Origin of the sequence: Mycobacterium stomatepiae, assembly GCF_010731715.1 — a bacterium.
Classification (GTDB): domain Bacteria; phylum Actinomycetota; class Actinomycetes; order Mycobacteriales; family Mycobacteriaceae; genus Mycobacterium; species Mycobacterium stomatepiae.
In genome coordinates, this window is sequence record NZ_AP022587.1 from 6,022,747 (window position 1) to 6,038,405 (window position 15,659).

The following is a 15,659-nucleotide window of genomic DNA, read 5'->3' on the forward strand; positions in this document are numbered from 1 at the left end:
CGCAAGTCACAAATGATCGTGGCCTCGGTGTTGGCACTGCTGCTCGTGGGCGTGGCTGCCGCGTGGATGTGGTGGCCCGCCGACCGTACAAATGTCGTCGGATACTTCGACAACGCCAACGGCATCTTCGTCGGCGACGATGTCGTGATCCTGGGGGTATCGGTTGGCAAGATCGAGAAAATCGAACCGCAGCCCGACCCCGTCAAGGTCTCGTTCTGGTACGACTCCAAGTACAAGGTGCCCGCGGATGCCAAAGCGGTGGTGCTGTCTCCGTCGCTGGTGACGGTCCGGGCTCTGCAACTCACCCCGGCCTACACGGGCGGCCCGGCAATGACCAACGGCACCGTGCTGCCGCTGGCCCGCACCGCCGTCCCGGTCGAGTGGGATGATCTGCGCGCGCAGCTAGAGAAGCTCACCGACGTCCTGCAGCCCACGCAACCCGGCGGCGTCAGCACATTGGGGGAGTTCATCGACACGGCGGCCGGCAACTTGCGCGGCCAGGGCGCGGATATCCGAGAAGCCATAGTCCATCTGTCCCAGGCGGTTTCGGCGCTCGCCGACCACAGCGGTGACCTGTTCGGGTCGTTCAAAAACCTGGCGGCACTGGTGCACGCGCTGCGTGACAGCGGCGGGCTGCTTCGCCAGCTCAACCAAAACCTGAGCGCGGTGTCATCGGCGTTGGCCGACAACCAGATTGACGTGTACATGAAGGTGCTCAACGATGACCTCGATCCGATCATCAGCTTCCTCAATGAACATCGTGAGACGCTGGGAGTTACATCGGACAAGGCCGCGGAGTTGACCGATGCGCTGGTGGAGAGTCTCGATGACGTCAAGCAGGCATTGCACCTGGGCCCCAACGTGTTTCAGAACGTGTTGAACATCTACCAGCCGTCACAGCTAGCATTCACCGGCGCGCTGGCGTTGCAGAACTTTGCCAACCCCATACAGTTCTTGTGTTCGGGGGTGCAGGCGGCATCGAGGCTGGGTGCCGAGCAGTCGGCCAAACTCTGCGTGCAATACCTGGCGCCGATCATCAAGAACCGTCAGGTCAACTTCTTGCAACTCGGCTTGAACCCGTTCGTCGGGCAGTCGGCGCGCCCCAACGAGGTCACCTACAGCGAGGACTACCTGCGGCCGGACTACATTCCGCCATCGGGGCCGCCGCCCACCGAGGCGTTCCGTCATGTACCGGATCCCGAAGGGCCACTTCCGCCCGCGAACGAGATCTTCAACTTCTTCGGAAACGGGATGATCAACACGAACGCGCCTTACTTACCCGCCAAACAGCCACCCCCGCTTCCGATGGATCCCGCCAGCGGCCTGCGTTCAATGATGTTGCCGAGCGTCGTGGAAAACATGGGTGACGTAGGAGGTGGGCAGTGAGCTCCGGTACCTGGCGCCGCTGCGGTGTGGTGCTCCTCATCGCGGTGGCCGTCGCCGCGGCGTCGGGTTGCAGTGCGCTGCAAGGCTTCCGGGGCGCCAACTCGCTTCCGCTGCCAGGCCGGGCTGGGCAAGCGGCGGGGTCCTACACCATCCAGGCGCAGATGCCGGATGTGCAGAATCTCAAAGAGAATTCCCGTGTCGAACTCAACAATGTGGTAATCGGCAACGTGGAGAAGGTGGAACGTCAGGGCTGGCACGCGTTGGTCACCATGGCGATCGAGCCCGACGCCAAACTCCCGGCGAATGCGACGGCCACCATCGGTCAGACCAGCCTGCTGGGCACGTTGCACATCGAACTCGCCGCGCCCCCTGGTGTCGCGCCGGAGGGCCGATTGCATGACGGATCGGTGATTCCGTTGTCTGCGTCCAGCGGCTACCCGACCACTGAGCAGTCGCTGGGCGCCCTGTCGCTCGTGCTCAACGGTGGCGGCCTGGGCCAGCTTCAAGACATCACCCGGGCGCTGAGCACTGCGTTCACCGGTCGCGAACAAGATCTGAGGAGTCTGATCGGACAGCTGGATAAGTTCACCGCCTACCTCGACGATCAAAAACAAAACATCATCCACGCGTTGGATAGTTTCAACAACCTGGTCGGCCAATTCGCCGAACACAAGCCGGTTCTCGATAAGGCCTTGAAGTCCATTCCGGATGCACTGGCGGTCCTGAATAACGAGCGAGACAAACTTGGCGAAGCCCTCGACCAATTCGGTAAAGCCAGCAATCCTGGCTCGGATGTCCTCGAACAATCCAAGGACAACCTGATCAAGGAACTCAGCGATCTCGGCCCGGTCTTGAAATCGCTGGCCAACTCCGGCATCGCGCTAACCCGCAGTCTGGATTACCTCACGGTGCCCTTGTTCTCGAAACCGCCCGTGGCCAAATGGATCCGGGGCGACTACGGGAACCTGACCGGTATTTTCGACTTGACGCTGAGCCGCCTCGATTCCTCGTTCTTCACGGGTACTCGCTGGGAAGGCAATCTGACCGAACTCGAGATGCAGTGGGGCCGCACCCTCGGAGTGGCGCCCAGCCCCTACACCGCGCGCAACCCGCTCGTAGCGCCTTACCAGTTCAACCAGGGGCCGTAATATGCGACTGAGTCGGCGAACCATGATCACCCTGGCGATTTTCTCGGTGATCTCCATCGTCTCGGCCGGGCTGGTCGGTCTGTACTATGCGCATTTGCCCGCTGTGTATTTGGGGATTGGCCGGTACACGGTGAAGCTGCAACTGGAGCGCGCCGGGGAGTTGTATCGGGCCGGGAACGTGACGTACCGGGGTGTCGAGGTCGGCAAGGTATCGAAGGTGCAGCTTTCCGACTCAGGCGTCGAGGCGGTGCTGTCATTGCAGTCGGATATCAAAATCCCGGCCGACCTCACTGCGAGTGTCCATAGCGCTTCGGCGATCGGTGAGCAGTACGTGGATCTAGTGCCGCGCAGCGGCAAGGGCCCGACGCTCAAGAACGGTGACGTCATTCCGCAGGATCGCACCACGATTCCGCCGAACATCAATTCGCTGCTGTTGGCGGCTACTCGCGGTTTGGACGCGATCCCGCGCAGCAACCTCAAGACGGTGGTCGACGAGTCCTACACCGCGGTGGGAGGGCTCGGGCCGGAACTGTCCCGATTCATCGGTGGCGGAGCCACATTGGCCATCGATGCCCGCAAGAACCTGGACGCGATCCTGACCTTGATCGACGAACCGATGCCGCTGCTGGACAGCCAGATCGACTCCGCGGATTCGATTCAAGCTTGGGCCGCGCACCTGGCCCACATCACCAAAGACGTTCAGACGGCCGAGCAAAATGGCGGCAACTTCGGCGGATGGCTGAACAAGATCGGCCCGACGTTCGACACGCTGCGCCAAGTGATCGATCGAGTCGAACCGACGCTTCCGCGTGCGGTGTCCAACCTGGACAAGGTCGGTGAGGTTGGGTTGACGTATCGCGACAATCTGGAGGCGCTGCTGGTGCAGGTGCCGCAGATTGTTGCTGATGCGCAGGCGATCCATTTGCCGGATAAGGATCTCAAGGGTCCGTATCGGGGTCTCGGGTTGAGCTTCAACCTGAACCTGAACTGGCCGCCTCCGTGTACGACCGGATTCTTCCCGGTTCAGCAGCAGCGTTCGGCGGTGTTCGAGGACACTCCGCCGCGTCCGCCGGGGCTGGTGTATTGCCGAATACCGCAGGATTCGCACTTCAATGCCATCCGGGGTGCGCGGAACTACCCGTGTGAGACGCGTCCGGGCAAGCGGTCTGCGACGGTTAAGTTGTGCGAAAGCGATGAGCCCTACATTCCGCTCAACGATGGCTATAACTGGAAGGGCGATCCGAACGCGACGCTGACCGGACAGGGTGTTCCACAATTCGATCCGGCGGAGCCTATTCCTTCGGGATTCCCCGGGGGGCCGCCGGCTCCGACGGGGCAAGCGCCAGCGGCTTCGCTGGGGCAGGCGCCGCCGATCGCGGCAGCCGAATTTGATCCGGCGACCGGGGAGTATGTTGGTCCGGACGGGCAAAGGTACAAGCAGCCCACGCTGGCTGGGGTGCCGGCAAGGAGCGAACATGGCAGCAAATGCTGACACCCCCGACGGGGAACTGAAAAAGACAGCGGAAAACGCAACTTCAGACGGCGACGTCGACGAGGCCGAGGATTACGATGCCGCGGTCGCAGACGACGCCACCGACGACGCCGCTGACGAAGACGACGCCGGCGAAGAAGGTGCCAGTGAAGACGACGCCGGCGAAGAAGGTGCCAGTGAAGACGACGCCAGCGAAGAAGGCGCCGACGACGAGGATGCAGCGCCGGCCAAGCGACGCGTGTCGCAGCTGCGGCTGGCCGCGATCGTCGGGGCGGTCATCATCGTTGCCTTGGCGGCCACCGTCGGGTGGCTGGGTTTCCGCTCGTATCAGTCGCATCAGGCCGAAGCGGAACGGCAGATGTTTCTGCAGATCGGGCGGCAGTGCGCGCTCAATTTGACGACGATCGATTGGCAGCATGCCGAGGGAGACGTTCAACGCGTTCTTGACTCGGCGACTGGTCAGTTCTACGACCAATTCTCCAAGCGCAAGCAACCTTTCATCGACGTCCTCAAGAAGGCACAGTCCAAGTCGGTGGGAACGATCACCGAAGCGGGCGTGGAATCCGAGTCGGGTGACAAGGCGCAGGTGCTCGTCGCCGTGTCCATCAAGACCACCAACCTCGGTGTGGAGGATCAGGCGCCGCGGCAGTGGCGAATGCGAATCACGGTGGAAAAGTAAAACCAGAAGGGGGATCAGCCGCTGTGGGGGTTCGAACCGACGCTCAACGTAAGCAGGCCTCAGCGAAGGCGAAGACGACTGATCCAGCCGACAGCGATCGGGACGACACCGAAAACTTATTGCGTGCAGAGGATTCCAGGGAGACAGACGCGATCGACACCGACGGGGAAGATGGCGAACAGAGCCCGGATATCGGCGAACCGGCCGAGGCGAAAAGCCGGCGGCCGTGGGCACGCGCGCGTAGCGTCATGGGCCGGCGGACAAGCCATCGTCCGCAACCTCGCGCCGGTGGCCAAAGTAACACCAAGTCCGAGACCGCCGACGACGAATCCGCCCAGCCGCTCGAGGAACCACTTGACGACGCCGCAGCGGAAACGCCTTCGGACGACCCGGATCTGTTGGATGCATTGGACAGTGACGAGGCCGAGGCCGCCCTATCCGACGATGCTGACGCCGAAGATGCGGCCGAAGGATCGACGAAAGTCAAACGCCGCATCAGCTGGCCGCAGGTGGTGGTGTACGGGTTGCTACCCGCTCTGGCATTGGTATTGGCCGGGGCTGCGGGCTTTTTGAAATGGCAGGATTCCTCGGCTCGCGAGACACAGCTCGCGCGCATCGAATCGTTGGCGGCCGCAAAGGATTCCACGATCGCGTTGCTGTCGTATAAGTCCGACACCGTGGAAAAGGACTTGGAAGCCGCCAAAGGTCGCATGACCGGCGCGTTCAAGGATTCCTACTCGCAGTTGATCAACGATGTGGTGATCCCTGGCGCCAAAAAGGAGCACATCTCCACCACGGCCACCGTGCCGGCCGCTGCTTCGGTGTCGGCAACTCCCAGCCACGCGGTGAATCTGCTTTTCGTCAATCAGACGGCGGTCGTTGACAAGGGCCAGCCCTCCGACTCCATGTCGTGTGTGCGAGTGACGTTGGACAAGGTCGACGGACGTTGGTTGATTGCCGGATTCGATCCGGTGTAGGGCTACAGCGTGACGCGCGACGGCGCGATGTCCTGGCACACCGTCGAGGGCGTGGCCGGGCTGTTACTACCCTCCAGGATGTCCGCGCATCCCATCCCCTTGACGATGTACGTCGCCCCCGGCCGGTAGGGGTAGTAGACCACCGCAGCCGTGATGTCGTATCCGTTCCCGCATTGCCCGGCCGATTCGTCGCCGGCAATGGATAGGCACACGGTGGCTTCGGTGTGCGCGTGCAGTGTGCACTCGCCGGCGTGCACCGATGCCATCACCTGATTCACGCCCGAGTTGCTGACCACTTTGGGCCCGTCGAGCACGAACGAGCATTGCCCGCTTCCGCCCGGGGGAGTTGCGGCCGAACCGGCGGCGTAGTAGACCCCGAGCGGGCAAAGCGCCAAAACGGTCGAAAAGACGCCGAATGCGCGAATCATGTGCTCAGCGTAGCGTAGCTGCAAACATTTGTGACCAGCTGAATCAAAGTTAAATTACCGATATCGCTGCTGGATTACCCGGAATCGCTTGTCGCAGCTGAATTTAACCGGGCTGCCCGTACACCGCGACCGTCACGGTGCGGTCCAAGCCGTTCGTCGACGTCCACACTCCGATCTGAGTGTTGGCGCAGTTAGCCATAATTGCGTAGTAGTCGGGGCGGTTATACCAATTATTTAGAATCACCAGGCCGTTGGGCGACAGTTGCGGCAGAATGGCCACCGTCTCCGCCACGGTGCCCCTGTAACCCGCAGCTTGGGCGCGGTCTTGCGCCCCGGCTCCGTTGGAGCCGATGTCGCCGTCGAGGCTCCGCTTGTTGAGCACGTCATCGGCATGCCATTGCGCCGCCTGGTTCAGTGCCGGGTTCATTTTCAGGTCGGTCGTGCATCCGGCCTGGCGCTTGACGCCGTAGACGCTCTGGGCGACACCGTTATTGAGACGGTTGTAGTCCGCGCTGGCCGGCGGTGCGGTGATACCCAGCGCAACTATAGCGGCACTAAACATCGCGACGGTTGGGAGTGCCGCGGTGTGTCGAGCGGGCGCGCTGACGGTCATAGCTTGTGATCATTTTACAGTTGATCCTGCAAATCTACGAGTTTGGCCGCCTGGTGCTCCAACCTCGAAACGCGTTCCGCCACCGACCTACTGACCGGTTCGTCAATTCTGTAGGCGATGGTCCAGACGTACAGTGCTGCTATATTTGATGCACGATTAAAAAGGTCTAGAAATTCTGAACCTTGGCGTCCTAAAATGCTTGTGAGCGCCCGCCGAGTGGCGATAGACTTCGAGCACGATCCGCGAAGAGGGGGATTGCCGTGTCGAACAGGGTTGGGTTGGTCGCTGCAGCCGCGTTGGTGATTAGCAGCAGCGCCGCCTGCTCGTCTGAAGCGCTCGCTGAGCGGGCGGCGGGGACGTTGCCCCCGGGCTCGGCTCAGGTCGCCATCGACGGCAATACGCGCCCCGTGATGCAGTCCGTACGGTGCGCACCGCCGGAGCGGCACTTGAGCACGATCTCGGCGGGCAACGATGCGTCAGGCCTAACGGTGATGGTGTCCAACGCGGGCAAGCTCACCGTTGAATTTGTCCGGATCCGTAATCTCGACGGCTTTTCCGGCGATTACAACCAGGGTCTGGCTGGCAATGACGCCACCGTCGTCCTGAACGACAGCACGTACCAGATTGCCGGTGTCGCGGTGGGTTACGGCTCGAAGTCGCCCGAGCCGACGAAGACGCCGTTCACGATCAAGGTGTCGTGCTGACCCACTAACGCATCAGCGTGCTGACCCGCCAACGCATCAGGTAGTCGCGTCGTGCGGGGGTCTACCTGGTAGTTACCTGATGTTCGACGCCAGGCCGCCCGACAACGCGCCCAGCTGCTGGCTCCAACTGCCCCAGTCGTTACCGCCCCCGGCGCCCAAATCGAAGTGGCCATTGTGGCCGCCGGCACTGCGGTAGCTGGCGTAGAAATCGCGGCAGGTGCTCTGCCAGATATCCGGGTAGGCGCCCACCGCGCCCCCGTCGCTGGGGCTTCCGGCCGCCGGGCTGTACACCCACAGTCGGGTGTTCTGGTCAACCAATCGCACGATGTGCACATTTGGAGAATGCCATTGCCAGCGGCCGAACTGGGGAGCTCCCCCCATGTTCACCGGGTCGACGCCGCCATCGTTTTTGAGAACGTTGGTGATAGCGCCGTTGACTCCCGTTCGTTCGGGAGCGAGCACCCCGGACAACGATCCGGCGTAGCGAAATCGGTCAGGGTGGAAGGTGGCGAGCGCTACCGCAGCGTAACCGCCTTGCGCGGCACCGACGACTCCGTGCCCGCCCGGCGCCAGCCCTTTGTTGGCGGCCAACCAATCTGGGAGTTCGCTCGACAAGAAGGTATCCCACTGCTTGCCGCGATCCTGATCCCAATCGGTGTACATGCTGTAGGCGCCGTCGGCAGGTGCAACGACTGAGATTCCCTTGCCCGCAAGCATATTCATCGCGTTGCCGGCCGTCACCCAGTTGCTCACACCCGGCGCGGCGTTGAACGCGTCCAAGAGATACACCGCGTGCGGTCCACCGCCCAGAAAGGCCACTGGGATGTCACGACCCATTGCCGCCGACGGCACCATGAGGGATTCGAAGTTCGGTGCTGCCTTGACGGTAGCGGTGGAACCGGTTGTCGCTGTGATGCCCCACAGTGCGACGGCGAGGATGACAGCGCTGGCAACCCGCATCGACAAAGCTTTCACATCAACCTCATTCGTCTACCGCCACACCAATTGCGGTAATTCAATTGGCAATTGCTAAACAGTCAACCACTATTCGCTGCTGCGCGGCAAGATCCGGAGCGGTCAAACGCGTCCGATAATCCGGCGCTGTCACTTTGCTCTGCCAGCGAACGTGAGGCGGCGCGTGGATCGAAGGTTATGTTGCCAGGCCGGCGGACGATCGTTGGTGGAGATCATCAGGCGCTGGGGTCGGTGTCGAACATGATGACGTCAAATACGCGAACGATCTTTCGCTCGGCACGCTCGACGGCCTAGACTCGAGCTTGTTAGGTTGAGGCGAAGCCAAAGCAGTACGGAAAAGGTGATCACAGATGGATCAGTACCCCGACTACGACGCGAGTGACGAGCTGGAATACGGCATTGCGGCCCTCGCGTGGCTTGCCAGGGGGCAATACCCGCCGCCGTACTACGGATCGAACTAACGCACGTCTGAGCCGCGGGTGATCACAGGCTCTCGCGGCTAACCAGCAGAAACGCCGCATGCTTGATCGACTAGCCTGCCGGCGACCATGTCGTTGACACCGTAATCGACGAACGTCGGGTGTTGTCATCCCCGGCGTCGCGACAACCGGCAGCGGGCTGCCATTTAACGGCGTTTCAATTTCCGTGTGCGCGCCCGCGAGGTTGACCGTCACGTCGCCGCATCCTCGGCCGGCGCCTTCTGGTGCGGTCCCCGACAGTCGGGCCGAGGCGGAGACCCGTCGCCGAGGTACTCCGTATGCGCCCCCAAAGTCCACAATCCGCCGTCGCAATCGTTCGCACCGGCCGGGGGGTGCAGGGTATGGCTTTTTCGCGCGAACCGAATATGGTAGGCGTGTGAACGATCGTTCTCGCACGATTGCACAATGAAGTCAATCCGAGGAGCGCAGTCATGACGCTATTCCCCCACAGTCGGGTCGGGGTATCGCTGCCGATGCTGAATCAGCCTTACGACCGCTACCCCGAATTCGCCGCACTCGCCGAGGACGCGGGCTTCGATTCAGTCTGGGACTACGAGTTCTACCGAAACCCGTTTATTACTCATGCGCTTAACGCGCGCGCGACGTCGCGGATTCAGCTGGGCACCGGAATCGCGACCGCCGCACCGCGCACTCCCTACGAGATGGCCAATGCCGCAGCGGATGTCGACGAACTGTCCAACGGACGGGCCCTGCTGGGTCTGGGCACCGGAGGCGCCGGCTGGATGGAATGCTTCAGCGGTACGGAGATCGACCATCCGCTCAAGCGCATCCGAGAATACGTCCATGTGGTGCGCCAACTTTGGCGGCACTTCGAGACGGACGAGCCGTTCGACTTTCAGGGCGAGATCTACCGGGCATCCAGCCCGCCGCTCAACCCCTGGGGCACGCGCAATCTGGTGCGGCCACAGATACCGATCTATCTGGCGGGATTGCGGCCGGGCATGCTTCGGTTGGCCGGTGAAATAGCAGATGGTGTGTTCGGTTTCCTGCCCACGCCCTCGTTTGTCCAACAGCACGTGCTGCCCAATGTCGCTGCAGGCGCGGCGAAGGCAGGCCGCGATCCATCCGATGTCGACGTCACCGCGCTGGTGATCTGCAGTGTGTCGCACGATCGTGACGAGGCGCTGCGGCGGGCCCGTATCAACGTCGGCAACTACGTCGCCTATCCGGTGAGTTCTGTCGTCATCGATTTCATGGGACTGCAAGAGGAACGCGATTACGTGCTGCGCAGGCTCCTCGAGGACGGGCCCGCGGCGCTGGCGACCGCCGCGTCAGACGCTTTGGTGCAAGCATTTTCGGTCGCCGGTACGCCCGATGAGGTGGCCGGCCAGCTCGCGGCCTATGACGGCGTGCTGCCGCACATCGTCTTGCACACGCCGTACGTGCCGCCGATCGATCGGGAGTCAAGTGACGACGCGTTCCGGTCGATGGTGCAGGCATTCGCGCGTGTCAATGCGTGACGCGGCAACACCGTGTCTGTTTGCGCTCGGCTGACACGTGCAGCATTCGCGACCCGGGTCGCTCACCACGTCGCCAACGAGCACATCACGAATCCGCGTCCCGTGTCGTTGCGGGAGGTTCCGCCGACACCGGAGCACCTCACCGACGAATGGCTGACACTGGCCCTGTGCCGGGGAACACCGGGTGCGAAAGTTCTGGGCCACAGCCTCGGTCCGCGCAACGACGGAACCTCGTCGCGTCGAATGTTGCGGGTGGAGTTCGACGACGTGGGTCGTCAGGCCGGCCTGAACGGATGGCTTTTCACCAAGTCCGCGCCTGGATACATGACGCGGCTGGTGTCGGCCGCGGTTGGGCTGGGCAAGATCGAGGCGGCGTTCTACGCGCAGCTGCGCGCCGAATTGCCGATCGAGGCGCCGGCCACTCGACACTCGGGCTACGACCCCGCGACCAATCGTCTACTGCTGATCATCGACGACGTATCACACACCAGGGGAGCGCAATTCGGCAGTATCCTGACGCGCCAGCTGGACCGCGAACAGGCCGGGCAGATGATCGACACGCTGGCTGCGTTGCACGCCCGATTCTGGTGCACTGCGCTGCAGGGGCGCTTCGGCCGCTGGCTGCTCGACTCGTATGAGTGGATGGCGCGGTTGAACGTCACCATCAATGCTCCCAACCGGATCCTGGTGGGCTTTACGCGCGCGCGAGAGGTGATACCCGCGACGCTCTTTCGCCGACGCAAAGAAGTGCCCGAGGCACTGATGCGATCGCTGCAAATCAACGTCGCGGGCCCGCAGACGTTGCTGCACGGCGACGTGCATCCCGGAAACTGGTATGTGACAGGCGATAACCAAATGGGCCTTTATGACTGGCAATGTGTGGTGCGTGGGGGAGCGGCCCGCGATGTTGCTTACGCATTGGCCACGCATCTGACCGTCGAGAACCGTCGAGCGTGGGAGCGAGATTTGCTGGCTCGTTATTCCGATCGGCTGGCTGCGGCCGGCTGTCGAGTTCCCAACGCCGAGGCCGAATTCCTGGCGTACCGGCAACAGATGTTCCATGCCATGTTCATGTGGTTGGTCACCATTGGGCGCTACCGGTTGCAGCCCGAGATGCAGCCGAGGGATGTCGCGATGGAGAGCGTGCGCCGAACCTGCCAGGCGGCAGCGGATCTCGACTCGTTGGACGCGGTCACTGGCGGCGATTGCGATCGGGCGGAACTGGGCAGTTGAGGACCGATACGAAAGGAACCATGCATGTCCAGAAGTGTTGAATTAGGCGTGAACTACTGGCCGAGCCGGTATTTGCCGCCACAGGCCGGCGCCGAGTTCGCCAGCCAACTGGAAGCCACCGGCGTCGTCGATTGGTTCCAGACCTGGGATCAGCTGGTGAGCTTTCTCCCGCAGGCGTTGTGGCGACCCGACGTCACGCCGATGGCCCGGCTCACCGCCGACTGCGATTCGTACTACAACGCCGCCATGGTGGCGGTGCTGGCCGCGAACGCCACCACTCGGTTGAACATCACCACCACGCTGGACGCGGTCCGCAACGGTCCGGCCGAACTGCTCCAGCAGATGTTGACGTTGGCCGCGGCTACCCCCGCCACCGTGGCGCTGCAGTTTGCGGCCGGCGAGCTCAAGCAGTGTAAGCCGTTCGGGTGGAAGCGATCTCAGGGCTTGGCCCGCATGGAAGACATCTTTGTGATCGTGCGAAAGATGCTGGCGTCCGATGGACTCATCGACCATGAGGGCAAACACTGGACCTATGACGGTGCCTGGATCGGCAGCCATTTCCCCAAAGTTCCCAAACTCTGGGCGCTTGGCGGTGGCCCGCAGTTGATTGATATTGCGACATCCCACGCCGACGGGTTCATCAGCATGGTCCCGAGCGCCTTCGCCAGCCCCGACCAATGGGCCTCGCAAGTGGATGAAATCCGTGCGCAGCTCGAGCGCAAGGACCGTGATCCGCAGGCGTTCACCTGTGGCTTCTGGCCGTTTGTTCTGCTTTACCAGAACGAGGATCAGCGCGAACGCCTGGTGAACAACCCGATCACCAAGTGGATGACGGCAGCATTCGGGCGGCTTCACCACGGCGCGTGGAAAGCCGAAGGAATCGATCTGATCTTCCCCGAGGATTGGCACTACGCACTGCGGATGCTGCCGCATCAGATGAGCCGGGCCGAGGTCGACGATGTGGTAGCCCGGGTGACACCGGAAATGATCGAGAAGTCCTGGCTGATGGGAACACCGGAAGAAGTCGCCACGCAGTTGCGGCCGTGGGTAGATGCCGGCGCGGACTACATCGCGCCCAGCGACCTGGCGCCGTCGATCATGGAGCCCGAAGAACAGCCGGAGGTTCTGGCGGCCATGATCCAACTCTGCGCCGAGCTGCGCGTCGGTAGTGGCGCGGCTGTCGGAACGTAGCGAACGACTACTTGCGGCGCGTCGCGGCGAGGCGTTCCGCGAACTCCGGGGCCTGGATCGAGGTGGCCTGGGGGCCCAGCTCGGCGTCGACGGCGGCCGCGTGCAGCTTGTTATCGAGGCTGCCCGGACTGTAGGTCGCTCGCATGGTGGACTTCGTTGCGATCACGACGTCCCGCGGGGCCGATGCCGGGCCGGCGGCCAGCTCTCGGGCCGCGGCCACGGGATCGTCGGCGACTTTGAGCGCCAGACCGTGGCTCACCGAGGCGTCGGCGTCAAAACGTAGCCCGAACAGCAGCGCGGCCCGGGCTACCTGGGGTCCGACGGCGCGCTGCAACATCCACGTCATGCCGCCGCCAGGGTGAATGCCGAGCTTTTGGAATCGAGGGTCAAACAGCGCACCCGGCCCCGCGATCCGCACGTCGCAGGCCAGCGCCAGGTTGAGCCCGGCGCCAACAGCCGGCCCGTTGACCGCCGCCACCGTTGGCAGCGTGCAGTCGGCCACCGCAAGGAAGCCGTCATAGAGACGGCGTAATCCGTCCTCGGCAGCGGAGCCGAGGGCGGATAGATCCGCACCGGCGCAGAACGCCTTGCCCGCACCGGTGACGACCACGGCGTGCACGCTCGGATCGTTTTGCGCGGTGTTGACCGCGCGGCGCAAGCCGGCGGAGATCTCGTCGGTCACCGCGTTGCGCCGATCGGGGTCGTTGACGGTAATCAAGGCGACACCGCTGTCGACCTCAAGCAGTACGCGATCCACGTCAGTCCGTTCCTTTCTCGGCCGCGTTCGCGGCGGGATAGTGGGGAGCACCGATCAATGTTTGCGGCGCGGCGACGCCAGAACGAACACTCATCGCCACGCTACGAGATCGGGTGCGACAAAATCAATTCTGGTGTGAGCGATCGTTCATGGCAGTAGAGTTCGTTGACGAACGGCCTGCTCGCTGCCTACTATTGAGACGCATTATCATCAAAGATGAGCTTGTTGCGCCGACGGCAAAGGACTTGTGCGTGACCGATGTGATCGGGGTGGCGCGGTCCGCCGACGGTAACCGGTCGAAGACGCCCGAACGTCACGCTCCGGGTGAGCCCGGCATCTGGGTGCTGCTCTTCGGCGACATGATGGTGTTCACCGTCTTGTTCGCGGTGTATCTGCACCAGCGGGCCGGCAAGCCGGGGTTGTTCGCCGAGTCCCAGGGGGCGCTTAACCGAACGCTGGGTGCGACGAACACCCTGGTGCTGCTGACGAGTTCGATTCTCGTGGTGTTCGCCACTCGTGCTTTGCGTCGTCCCGAACAGCGTCGCTTCGCGCGGCCGTTGACCCTGGCCGGCGCGGTGGTGGGCTCGTGCTTCGTCGGGATCAAGGCTTTTGAGTACCACGAAAAGGTAGCGGCCGGAATCACCCCGAGCACCAACGAATTTTTCATGTACTACTTCGTGCTGACCGGACTGCATCTGGCGCACGTGATCATTGGGCTGATCGTGCTGACGGTCCTGTCGACCTTGGCCCGGAAACCGGAGCCGACCAAAACACATCTGGCCTTCTTCGAGGGCGGTGCGTGTTTCTGGCACATGGTCGATCTGCTTTGGATCGTCATTTTCCCTTTGATCTTCCTGGTGAGGTGAAACGTGAATTCGGTGGTACGGACCAATGCCTCGGTTGTTTGGTTTGTGTTGTGCGCCCTGACAGTCGTGTCATGGGCATTGGGCACTGACCACGGATTCGGCGAGGGACATCATCTGCCGGCGAGCCTGGCAATCTTCGTTGTCGCGATCTTCAAGGTCCGTCTGGTCGGCTTGTATTTCATGGAGCTCAAGATGGCCCCGCGCCCGCTGCGCGGCCTCTTCGAGGGTTATTGCCTGGCGCTGTTAGGGCTGCTGACAGGCATGTTCGTCTTCGCCTGATGTCGCCGCGAGCACGACTTTCCACATTGTGCGACATGTAGCCTCTAAACTAGGCACAACTGTTGTAAGGGAGCTCAGTGCCGAAAAACGTGAACGGTAGGACCAACGGCCGCCCGCGGGGGCGGCCGCGCCTGACCATCGACCGGGACGCGGTCGCCGACGCCGTGGCAGAGCTCTTCCATTCGGGCGGGTACGAGGCGGTTTCCATCGTTGACACCGCCGAGAAATTGTCGGTATCCCGCGCGACGCTTTACCGAACGGTCCCGACCAAGCAGGATCTGCTCGGCATCCTCTTCGAACGCAGTACCCGCGAGATCACCGAGCGAGTCGAAACCGCGATCCGCGACATTGCCGATCCAGCGGAGCGGCTTAGGGAGATGGTTCGGCTGCAGTCCGAAGCGGCGGTGCAAATGCGCAGCTATATGCCTGTTTTCTTCGACGGCGGTGACTTGCCCAACGATGTCGTCCAGCGCTGGCACAAATGGAGCCGGCAATTCGAGAAGCTGTGGGCTTCGGTGGTGGCCGCCAATATGGAGGCCGGCAACATCGAAAAAGGAGATCTGGTCGTCACCACGCGATTGATCCTCGGGATGATCCTGTGGGTGTCGCGGTGGTATCGCCCTAAGGACAAGATCACCGCCGACGAGATCGCAGAGCACGCGATAGGGCTGCTGCGGTTGGGATACGTGCCGGCGGACGATGGCAGTCGCAAGTCCGCCGCGCCGCGACGCCGGCGCAGCACCAGCCGCTAGCCGACCGCAGCGCGCACGGTCGTTCTCTCGAAACTGAGTTTCTACTCGTAGCGCCACGATCTAAGCCTGCAGTTCAGAGTACTATTTGACCGGCGATGACGTCGTCGCCGGCGAACGGGCTTTCGCACAATGATTCGACCGAAAATGTTGCGCCGGCGGCGAGATTTGCCTTATATTGAGACGGCATAGTTGAAAAAGAGACGACCCTGCTACGCGAGG

Annotated in this window: 15 protein-coding genes and 2 pseudogenes; 13 read left to right on the plus strand and 4 right to left on the minus strand. The window is 62.6% G+C overall.

The features are described from left to right. Positions 1 to 12 precede the first annotated feature (12 nt). The 5 genes and pseudogenes from G6N54_RS28520 (at position 13) to G6N54_RS28540 (ending at position 5,682) form a co-directional block, all read left to right on the plus strand. Positions 13 to 1,386, plus strand: coding sequence for an MCE family protein (locus G6N54_RS28520; RefSeq protein WP_163794069.1), 1,374 nt, complete (start codon positions 13 to 15; stop codon positions 1,384 to 1,386). Beyond that, entirely contained in the window at positions 1,383 to 2,534 is a 1,152-nt protein-coding gene (locus tag G6N54_RS28525; RefSeq protein ID WP_170313078.1) for an MCE family protein, read from the plus strand. The genes G6N54_RS28520 and G6N54_RS28525 overlap by 4 nt, the downstream gene beginning before the upstream one ends. A 1-nt stretch (position 2,535) precedes the next feature. Next, a pseudogene (locus G6N54_RS28530) lies at positions 2,536 to 4,046 on the plus strand (MCE family protein). Continuing rightward, entirely contained in the window at positions 4,010 to 4,705 is a 696-nt protein-coding gene (locus G6N54_RS28535) for a DUF1109 domain-containing protein (protein ID WP_163794072.1), read from the plus strand. Before G6N54_RS28530 ends, G6N54_RS28535 begins: the two are co-directional and overlap by 37 nt. Before the next feature lie 248 nt (positions 4,706 to 4,953). After that, positions 4,954 to 5,682 carry a hypothetical protein gene (locus G6N54_RS28540; RefSeq protein ID WP_163795079.1) on the plus strand — a complete coding sequence of 243 codons (729 nt, stop codon included), beginning with the start codon at positions 4,954 to 4,956 and terminating at the stop codon, positions 5,680 to 5,682. A 2-nt stretch (positions 5,683 to 5,684) separates the two neighbouring features. On the opposite strand, the gene G6N54_RS28545 is transcribed toward G6N54_RS28540, so the two are convergent. After that, positions 5,685 to 6,110 carry a Rieske (2Fe-2S) protein gene (locus G6N54_RS28545; protein WP_163794074.1) on the minus strand — a complete coding sequence of 142 codons (426 nt, stop codon included), beginning with the start codon at positions 6,108 to 6,110 and terminating at the stop codon, positions 5,685 to 5,687. A 103-nt stretch (positions 6,111 to 6,213) separates the two neighbouring features. Next, a complete protein-coding gene (locus tag G6N54_RS28550) occupies positions 6,214 to 6,723 on the minus strand; it encodes a CAP domain-containing protein (protein ID WP_372513264.1) in 510 nt (169 codons plus the stop codon). Positions 6,724 to 7,001: 278 nt separating this feature from the next. Between G6N54_RS28550 and G6N54_RS28555 the strand changes: the two genes are divergently transcribed. Next, positions 7,002 to 7,427, plus strand: coding sequence for a lipoprotein LpqH (locus tag G6N54_RS28555; RefSeq protein ID WP_163794076.1), 426 nt, complete (start codon positions 7,002 to 7,004; stop codon positions 7,425 to 7,427). 72 nt (positions 7,428 to 7,499) lie between these two features. Here G6N54_RS28555 and G6N54_RS28560 read toward each other — a convergent pair whose 3' ends face one another. Next, on the minus strand, positions 7,500 to 8,387 hold the full coding sequence (locus tag G6N54_RS28560; protein WP_163795083.1) for an alpha/beta hydrolase-fold protein: 888 nt from the start codon (positions 8,385 to 8,387) through the stop codon (positions 7,500 to 7,502). 365 nt (positions 8,388 to 8,752) lie between these two features. Between G6N54_RS28560 and G6N54_RS30880 the strand changes: the two are divergent. The 4 genes and pseudogenes from G6N54_RS30880 to G6N54_RS28575 all read left to right on the plus strand — a co-directional run. Further along, a pseudogene (locus G6N54_RS30880) lies at positions 8,753 to 8,863 on the plus strand (CAP domain-containing protein); the annotation flags it as partial. Positions 8,864 to 9,312: 449 nt separating this feature from the next. Further along, positions 9,313 to 10,362 (plus strand): LLM class flavin-dependent oxidoreductase, encoded by a 1,050-nt coding sequence (locus G6N54_RS28565; RefSeq protein WP_163794078.1) that lies wholly within the window; start codon positions 9,313 to 9,315, stop codon positions 10,360 to 10,362. Positions 10,363 to 10,374: 12 nt separating this feature from the next. Continuing rightward, a complete protein-coding gene (locus G6N54_RS28570; protein WP_232073114.1) occupies positions 10,375 to 11,595 on the plus strand; it encodes an aminoglycoside phosphotransferase family protein in 1,221 nt (406 codons plus the stop codon). A gap of 24 nt (positions 11,596 to 11,619) precedes the next feature. Continuing rightward, positions 11,620 to 12,786 (plus strand): LLM class flavin-dependent oxidoreductase, encoded by a 1,167-nt coding sequence (locus G6N54_RS28575; protein ID WP_163794079.1) that lies wholly within the window; start codon positions 11,620 to 11,622, stop codon positions 12,784 to 12,786. A gap of 7 nt (positions 12,787 to 12,793) precedes the next feature. Here G6N54_RS28575 and G6N54_RS28580 read toward each other — a convergent pair whose 3' ends face one another. Further along, positions 12,794 to 13,543, minus strand: coding sequence for an enoyl-CoA hydratase (locus G6N54_RS28580; protein ID WP_163794081.1), 750 nt, complete (start codon positions 13,541 to 13,543; stop codon positions 12,794 to 12,796). Positions 13,544 to 13,794: 251 nt separating this feature from the next. Here G6N54_RS28580 and G6N54_RS28585 point away from each other — a divergent pair, with 251 nt between their 5' ends. From G6N54_RS28585 to G6N54_RS28595, 3 genes are all read left to right on the plus strand, one after another. Continuing rightward, on the plus strand, positions 13,795 to 14,409 hold the full coding sequence (locus G6N54_RS28585; RefSeq protein WP_232073116.1) for a cytochrome c oxidase subunit 3 family protein: 615 nt from the start codon (positions 13,795 to 13,797) through the stop codon (positions 14,407 to 14,409). 45 nt (positions 14,410 to 14,454) lie between these two features. Beyond that, a complete protein-coding gene (locus G6N54_RS28590) occupies positions 14,455 to 14,688 on the plus strand; it encodes a cytochrome C oxidase subunit IV family protein (RefSeq protein WP_264078302.1) in 234 nt (77 codons plus the stop codon). Positions 14,689 to 14,777: 89 nt separating this feature from the next. Beyond that, positions 14,778 to 15,440, plus strand: a complete 663-nt coding sequence (locus tag G6N54_RS28595; RefSeq protein WP_232073125.1) for a TetR/AcrR family transcriptional regulator — start codon at positions 14,778 to 14,780, stop codon at positions 15,438 to 15,440. Positions 15,441 to 15,659: the final 219 nt, after the last annotated feature.